The organism is Kitasatospora sp. NPDC051914 (assembly GCF_040680995.1).
Classification (GTDB): Bacteria; Actinomycetota; Actinomycetes; order Streptomycetales; family Streptomycetaceae; genus Kitasatospora.
The window spans coordinates 1-7,291 of sequence record NZ_JBFAXX010000132.1 but is presented as its reverse complement, the minus strand read 5'-3'; the positions used below and the strand labels follow the sequence as shown (position 1 = coordinate 7,291).

Below are 7,291 nucleotides of genomic sequence, written 5' to 3'. Positions count from 1 at the left end.
GGCCCCCCCGCGCGCGGGGGGCCGGCGGGGGGGGGCGCGCCCCCCGGGGGGCGGGGGGGGGGGGGGGGGGGGGGGGCGGGGGGGGCCCCCCCCCCCCCCGGCGGATCAGCCCTTGGGCAGCTGGTAGCCGCGGGTGGCCGCGACCTCGTGGGCGGGTTCGAGGACCGCCAGACCGCCGGTCGCCTGCTTGGACGGCTTGAGGATGAAGGAGGAGTACGCCGACGGCTTGGCGGCGTCGGTGAAGTCCAGCGGCACGTCCAGGATGTTCAGGGCCTTCTGGCCGCGGTGGGCGGTCTCGATGCCCTCCCGGGTGAGGTCCTTGGCGTTGCAGGCGTCGGTGAGCGCCTCGGCCGAGACCTGGGCGGACACCCAGCCGCTGACCACGCCGCTGTCGACCGGCGCGCCCGGGTACTTGGCCTGGTAGTCCTGCACCAGCTGCCGCATCCGCGGGGTGTCGACGCTCGGCGCCGGGTAGCCGCTGACCAGGAAGAGCATCTTCTCCAGGGCGGGGGCGGCCGCGCTGTCGAGCAGCTGCGGGGCGAAGCCCGGCGCACTGCTCACCACCGGCACGGTCAGCCCCTGGGCGGCGGCCAGGCCGACCAGCGAGGCGGTCTGCTTGGGTCCGGCGCTGACCAGGATCGCCTTGACCCCGGCCTGCTTGAGAGCGGTGACCTGGGCGCCGAGGTCGGTGTCGGTGGCCTTGATCTTCTGCTCGACGATGCTGTAGCCCTGCTGCTGCGCCGCGTACTTGGCGCCGGTGAGGGCGTTCTCGCCGTACTCGCCCTCGAAGTAGACGTGGCCGATCTTGTCGCCGGAGGCGAGGCCGGCCTTGCGGGTCAGGAAGTCGACCGCGTTGATCATGTCGATGTCGTAGGTGGGGCCGACGACCTGGACGTAGTCCTGGCCGAGCAAGGAGGACGACCAGCCGAGCGGCAGGGTGAGGATCTTCTTGTCGTTGATGTCCTGCCGGAGTGCGGCGACCACCGGGGAGCCGATGACCTGGGTGAGCATCGCCGAGCCCGGCTCGACCTCGGCGAAGGCGGCGACGCCCCTCTGCACGTCGTAGCCGTGGTCCTTGACCTTGATCTCGATCTTCCGGCCGCAGATGCCACCGATCTTGTTGGTCTGCTCGACCCACATCTGCTGGGCGTTCACGATGCTCTTGCCGAGGGAGGCGTAGACCCCGCTGAGGTCGGTGAGCGCGCCGAGGGTGATGGTGGTCTCGGTGACGCCGGGGCCCATCCTGACGTCGTCCTTGCCGACCCGCTCGGAGGAGGTGCCGCCCTTGGTGCTGCAGGCGGTCGCGGTCAGCACGAGGACGGCGAGGGCGGCGGCGGTTCTGAGTGCTCTGCTGCTGTTCACGGGGTCGGCTCCTTGCCGTGCGAGGGGTGGGTGGCGGTGCGGGAGACGGGTACGGGGATGGGTGCAGCGGGGGCGGCGGTCGGTGCGGCGGGCGGGCGGCCGCGGCGGACCAGGCCGGCCAGTCCGCCGGGGGCGAGGGTGAGGATCAGGACGATCGCGGCGCCGTACAGGTAGCGGGCGGCCTCGCCGGGGGTGGCGCCGAAGCCGTCCGTGCCGGCCGGGGCGATCAGCGGCAGCCGGTCCGCGTACACGGTGAGGACCTGGGGCAGCAGCGAGACCAGGACGGCCGCCGCGGCCGCGCCGCCGACCGAGCCGAGCCCGCCGATGACGATCATCGCGAGGTAGTCGATGGACAGCGCGAGCCCGAAGTGGTCGGGCACCACGCGCTTGAAGACCAGGGCGGTGAGCGCGCCGGCCGCACCGGCGTACAGGCAGGAGACGACGAACGCGGCGCAGCGGTACCGGGCGACCGGCACCCCCATCACGGCCGCGGCCGTCCCGCTGTCCCGGAGTGCCGCCAACGCCCGCCCCTGGCGGCCGCGGTGGAGGTTGCGGGCGGTGTACAGGCCGATCGCGACCAGCGCGAGGCCGAAGTACCAGAGCCGCTCGACGCCGCCGAACGGCACCCCGAGCACGGCCAGTCCGCGCGGCGAGGAGTCGCTGAAGGAGAACCCGAACAGCGCCATCGGCTCCACCGCCCGGCCGTTGAAACCGCCGGTCACCGAACGGGAGTTGACCATGACGTGCTGGCCGAGGAAGACCAGCGCGATGGTGGCCACGCCGAGGTACATGCCGCGCAGCCGTCCGGCGATCGGGCTGAACAGGCCGCCCGCGCCGCCGGCCAGCGCCACCGCGAGGACGAAGGCGAGCACCGGCGGCAGTCCGAGGCCGCCGAGCCGGCCCGAGCCGCTGCCGCCCGACCCGCCGGAGAGCCACACGTAGCCGTAGGCGCCGACGGCGAGGAAGAAGGAGTGGCCGAGCGAGAGCTGTCCGGCGGTGCCGGTGAGCAGGCCCAGCCCGATCGCGCCGAGCACGGCGGCCATCGCGAACAGGCCGCTCTGCAGCCAGAATCCGTCCGCGTAGAAGGGCAGGGCGAGCAGCACCAGGACGCCGGCGGCGGCCGCGGCGCGGCGCTTCGATAGGAGGTCAGACACGGGTCGACTCCTTCGATCCGAAGAGTCCGGCCGGCCGCACCAGCAGCACCAGGATCATCACCAGGTACGGGGCGATGCCGGGCAGGCCCTCGCCGAGTGCGCCGAGGGAGTCCTGGTAGCCGGCGGCGAGTGCGCCGGCCAGACCGATGGCGAGGCTGCCGGCGAGTGCGCCGACGGCCGAGTCCATGCCGCCGAGGATCGCCGCGGGGAAGGCGGCGAGGGCCAGTTGGCCGGTGGAGCGGTCCAGGCCGGGGGAGGGGAAGGCGGCGAGGAAGACCGCGGCGACGGCGGCCAGTGCGCCGGCCGTGCACCAGGCGATCAGCCGCACCCGGCCGAGCCGGACGCCCATCAGGGCGGCCGCCTCCTCGTCGGAGGAGGCGGCGCGCATCGCCAGCCCCCAGCGGGACCACCGGAAGGCGGCGAAGAACAGGCCGATCAGGGTGACGGAGACGGCGATCCCGGCGAGCCGGGCCTCGGCGACATGCACCCCGCCGAGCCGGACGACCTCCGAGCCCCACGGGTCGCCGGTGCCCAGGTAGTCGGCGCCGATGCCGCGGGCCAGCGCGGTGACCAGCACCAGGTCGACGCCGATGGTGAGGATGGTCGCGACGTGCGCCCCCTCGCCGCGCACTCCGCGGGCGGAGAGCAGGTGGAGCAGCCCGGAGGCGGCCCCGGCGACGGCCGCGCCGACCAGTACGGCGAGCGGGAAGCCGAGCGCGGAGTGCGTCGCGGTGACCGTCCAGCCGCCGAGCAGCAGGACGGAGCCGTGCGCGAAGTTCATCACCCCGGAGGCCTTGAAGACGACGACGAAGCCCAGCGCGACGAGGGCGTAGACCGACCCGAGGGCGATGCCGTCGAGCAGGGTCTCGGCAAGTCTGGTCATGCGGGTTCCTCCTGTCCGAGGTAGGCGCGGACGACGGCCGGGTCCTGCTGGACGGCCTCGGGGGTGCCGTCCGCGATCCGGCGGCCGAAGTCGAGGACGGTGACGGCGTCGGCGAGCCGCATGACCATCCCCATGTCGTGTTCGACCAGCAGGATCGAGATGCCGAGGGCTTCACGGATCGCGGCGACGGTGTCGGCCATCGCGAGCCGCTCGGTGGGGTTCATGCCGGCGACGGGTTCGTCGAGCAGCAGCAGCCCGGGCTCGGTGCACAGCGCCCGGGCGATCTCGACCCGCTTGCGGACGCCGTACGGCAGCGGGCCGACCGGCCGGTCGAAGTACGGGCCGAGGCCGAGGAAGTCGGCGATCTCCGCGGCCCTGGCCCGGTGCCGCCGCTGCTCCCGGACGGCCGAGGGCAGCCCGAGCGCGGTGGCGGCGAACCCGGCCCGGGTGAGCCGGTGCCGGCCGAGCATCAGGTTCTCGGCGACGGTGCCCGCGGTGAGCACGATGTTCTGGAAGGTGCGGGCGATGCCCAGCCCGGTGATCGCGTGCGGGGCCATCCCGGTGAGCTCCCGGCCGCCGTACTCGACGCTGCCGGAGGCCGCCCGGTACACCCCGGAGAGCACGTTGAAGCAGGTCGACTTGCCGGCGCCGTTCGGGCCGATCAGCGCGTGCACGGTGCCCGGTTCGACGGTGAAGGACACGTCGTCCAGCGCGGTCAGGCCGGCGAACCGGACGGTGACGTTCCGGACGGCGAGCCGGGCCGCCGGGGCCGTCATGCCGTCCACCTGCGCAGGGCCGGGGCCGGCGGCGCGGTGTGCGGCTGCCCGGTCTCCTCCTCGGCCGCGCCGAGGTACAGCCGGCGCACCTCGTCGCTGGCGGCCAGCTCCTCCGGGGTGCCCTCCAGCCGCACCCGGCCGTTCTCCAGGACGAACGCCCGGTGGGCCACGGACAGCGCCATGGCGGCGTTCTGCTCGACCAGCAGCACCGAGGTGCCCTGCTCGTTGATCTCCCGGACGATCGCGCCGATCCTCGCCACCATGCGCGGCGCGAGGCCCAGCGAGGGCTCGTCCAGCAGCAGGACGCGCGGGTCGGCCATCAGCGCCCGGCCGATGGCGAGCATCTGCTGCTCGCCGCCGGACATCAGACCGGCCCGCTGGCGGCGGCGCTCGGCCAGCACCGGCAGCAGGGCGAAGACCCGGTCACGCGCCTCCCGGCGGCTCGCGGCCCCCTGGCGGCCCCGGCCGAGTTCGCCGGCGCGGAGGTTCTCCTCGACCGTCAGGTCGGCGAACACCCTCCTGCCTTCGGGTACTTGGACGACGCCGGCGCGGACGGCCCGGGCCGGGTCGTCGGTCAGCGCATGGTCGCCGACGGCGATCGAACCGGCGGTGACCGCGCCCCTGTGCAGGGCGAGCGTGCCGGACGCGGCGCGCAGCAGGGTGCTCTTGCCGGCCCCGTTGGCGCCGAGGACGGCGACGATCCGTCCGCCCGGGAGGTCCAGTGAGACCCCGCGGAGCGCCTCGACGGCGCGTCCGTAGGCGACGTGCAAGTGCTCGATCGTGAGCGAACCGAATCGCTCGGGTGGACTCATGGTGCTCCTTGCGTCCGAGCGCGGACCGGCGCACGACGGGCCGCGGCCGCTCGGGAGGGTGGGAAGCACGGGGGACGCTGGTGTCCGCCCGGTGCTGGGTGAGCGGCAGGACACCACGGCGGCCGACGGGCGGTCCATGGCGCAGCGGGCACGCGTTGCGGCTGCACAAGGGGCGGCGGGTCGCGTTGTGACGTCGACCAGTGCTGCTTGCGGCGCTGGCGCGGGGCCCGCAGGAGCAGGGACAGTGCGATGGCGGACAGCACACAGGGGCGCGGGGAACCGTGCAGTTCCCCACGCCCCTGGAGGGGTGGGCCCCTGAGTCCGCTAGGCGGCGAGCAGGCGGTGGGCGTCGAGAGCGAGGGAGAGTTCGACCACGTTGCGCGGGTCGTTGAGGCTGCGACCGCTCAACTGTTCGTAGCGGCGCAGCCGGTTGAGCACGGTGTTGCGGTGGCAGAAGAGCCTGCTGCCGGCCCGCTGGGCGGAGCCGGCGCTGTCCAGCCAGACCGAGAGCGTGGTGAGCATCGACTCGCGGTCCTGGTGGTCGAGTTCGAGGACGGGGCCGAGTGCGCGCTCGACCAGGGCGGCGCCGAAGTCCGGCAGCGAGACGACCAGGGCGGCGGGCAGCCGTTCGTTCAGCAGTGCCACGTCGCCGTCGGCGGTGCAGGTGCGCAGGGCGATGTCGGCGGCGCGGCGGGCGGTGCCGAGCTCGGCGAGCTCCTCCACGACCGGCCCGATCCCGACCCGGGTGCCGCGGCGGCGGCCCAGGCAGTCGGCGACGTCGGCGGGGTCCGCGTCGCCGAGCAGGACGAGGGCGTGCTCGCCCTCGGAGCCGCGGTGCCGGAGGATCCGGACGCCGGGCGGCGGGTCGGCGGGCGTGGCGGCGGCCTCGGCCGGGTGTCGGGGAGGCCCGGCCGGGCCGGCCAGCGCGGCCACCACGTAGCGGCCGCGTTCGGGCAGGTCGAGGGCGGCTGCGGCGGTGGGCAGGTCGCTGATCCGGGTGGTGCCGTCGAGCAGCGACTGCACCAGGGCGCGAGCGCGTTCCCGGTGCTCGCGGGCGGTCTGGCTCTCGACCAGGCGGTAGGCCTGGGTGATCAGGTCGGAGTGCTCGTCGACGAAGCTCCAGATGCCGGCGGCGCTGTGCAGCAGCAGGTGGGCGCGGTCGGGTTCGCGGCGGGTGGCGGTGTCCACGAGCCGGCGCCAGACCAGGGCGCCGCCGAGGCGGAAGGCGTGCAGCAGGGCGTCCAGCGGGAGTTCGCGCTGGGCCCGGCGGGCGCCGATCTGCCAGGAGCAGAGCCGGGCGGCCTCCCAGGTGCCGGCCGGGTCGAGCAGGGTGTGCACCGAGCTCTCCAGTGAGGAGCGCACCTCCAGGCGGAGCTCCTCGGGGCCCATGGTGGCGGGGTACGCGGGCTCGCGTTCGCGGATCATGGCGACCAGTTCGCGGGCCAGGCCGTCGACGTCGCGCAGCAGGTACTGCGCGGTGCGGCGCAGCAGCTGTTCGGCCTCGGTGTCGGCCCGGGACCGTACCGGTCGCCGGGCGGGCGGTTCGTCGGGCAGGCCGCGCAGCCGGTGCGTGGGGACCGGGCCAGTCGGTGCGGCGGCGGGCGGAGCCAGGGCGGGTGGTCTCACGAGCGCTCCCTCGTCGGCTTAACTAGCGCTGCTAGTCAATGGCATCCGGCCGGGCTCGCACAAGAAATCCTCACCCCACCCGGCCGCCGCTGCCCGAATCGTGACCCCCTGCTGTCCGGGACGTGACCGGTGGCGGCCCGCCGCGTCCGCCGGGCGGCATCCCCGGCCGGGAGTACCCCGACCGGCCTACGGGCCATGTGTCGAGCACGAAATGCGATGGTATGACTCGTTTTGTCCCCTGTCCGGCTCGGACGGCCTGGGACGGGCGGTGCGGGGGCGCCGCCGTGGACCGACAGCCCGCCGGTCGACCGGCGCAGGGCTGGGACGGGAGTGCCATGGACGACTACCCGCTGCTCAACCTCTTCTGGACGATGCTCGAGCTCTTCGTCTTCATCCTCTGGTTCTTCCTGCTCTTCAAGATCATCACTGACATCTTCCGCAGTGACGACATGGGAGGCTGGGGCAAGGCAGGCTGGACGATCTTCGTGATCCTGCTACCGCTCATCGGCGTGCTGGTCTACCTGATCGCCCGCGGCAGTTCGATGGCCCAGCGCGACGTGGACCAGATGAGGAAGACCGACGAGGCCTTGCGCCAGCACCACCGCTTCCAGACCGGCCAGCCGGGTGCCGTCGGCGAGGAGCAGGGTCTGCGGGCCGTGCGGATCGCCCTCCTCGTCG

7 protein-coding genes are annotated in these 7,291 nt (G+C 74.1%); 1 reads left to right on the top strand and 6 read right to left on the bottom strand.

The features are described from left to right. Positions 1-105: 105 nt before the first annotated feature. The 6 genes from AB0M03_RS38965 to AB0M03_RS38940 all read right to left on the bottom strand — a co-directional run bounded on the left by AB0M03_RS38965 (position 106) and on the right by AB0M03_RS38940 (position 6,613). Positions 106-1,362 (bottom strand): ABC transporter substrate-binding protein, encoded by a 1,257-nt coding sequence (locus AB0M03_RS38965; protein WP_363501350.1) that lies wholly within the window; start codon positions 1,360-1,362, stop codon positions 106-108. Beyond that, positions 1,359-2,516, bottom strand: coding sequence for a branched-chain amino acid ABC transporter permease (locus AB0M03_RS38960; RefSeq protein ID WP_363501347.1), 1,158 nt, complete (start codon positions 2,514-2,516; stop codon positions 1,359-1,361). The genes AB0M03_RS38965 and AB0M03_RS38960 overlap by 4 nt, the downstream gene beginning before the upstream one ends. Beyond that, entirely contained in the window at positions 2,509-3,399 is an 891-nt protein-coding gene (locus tag AB0M03_RS38955; protein ID WP_363501344.1) for a branched-chain amino acid ABC transporter permease, read from the bottom strand. The genes AB0M03_RS38960 and AB0M03_RS38955 overlap by 8 nt, the downstream gene beginning before the upstream one ends. After that, entirely contained in the window at positions 3,396-4,175 is a 780-nt protein-coding gene (locus AB0M03_RS38950) for an ABC transporter ATP-binding protein (RefSeq protein ID WP_363501341.1), read from the bottom strand. The genes AB0M03_RS38955 and AB0M03_RS38950 overlap by 4 nt, the downstream gene beginning before the upstream one ends. Beyond that, positions 4,172-4,987, bottom strand: coding sequence for an ABC transporter ATP-binding protein (locus AB0M03_RS38945; protein ID WP_363501338.1), 816 nt, complete (start codon positions 4,985-4,987; stop codon positions 4,172-4,174). The genes AB0M03_RS38950 and AB0M03_RS38945 overlap by 4 nt, the downstream gene beginning before the upstream one ends. A gap of 324 nt (positions 4,988-5,311) precedes the next feature. After that, a complete protein-coding gene (locus tag AB0M03_RS38940) occupies positions 5,312-6,613 on the bottom strand; it encodes a helix-turn-helix domain-containing protein (RefSeq protein ID WP_363501335.1) in 1,302 nt (433 codons plus the stop codon). A 335-nt stretch (positions 6,614-6,948) separates the two neighbouring features. On the opposite strand from AB0M03_RS38940, the gene AB0M03_RS38935 reads away from it, so the two are divergent. Continuing rightward, positions 6,949-7,291: PLD nuclease N-terminal domain-containing protein (locus AB0M03_RS38935; RefSeq protein ID WP_363501332.1), on the top strand; the 343-nt coding region annotated here is incomplete at its 3' end.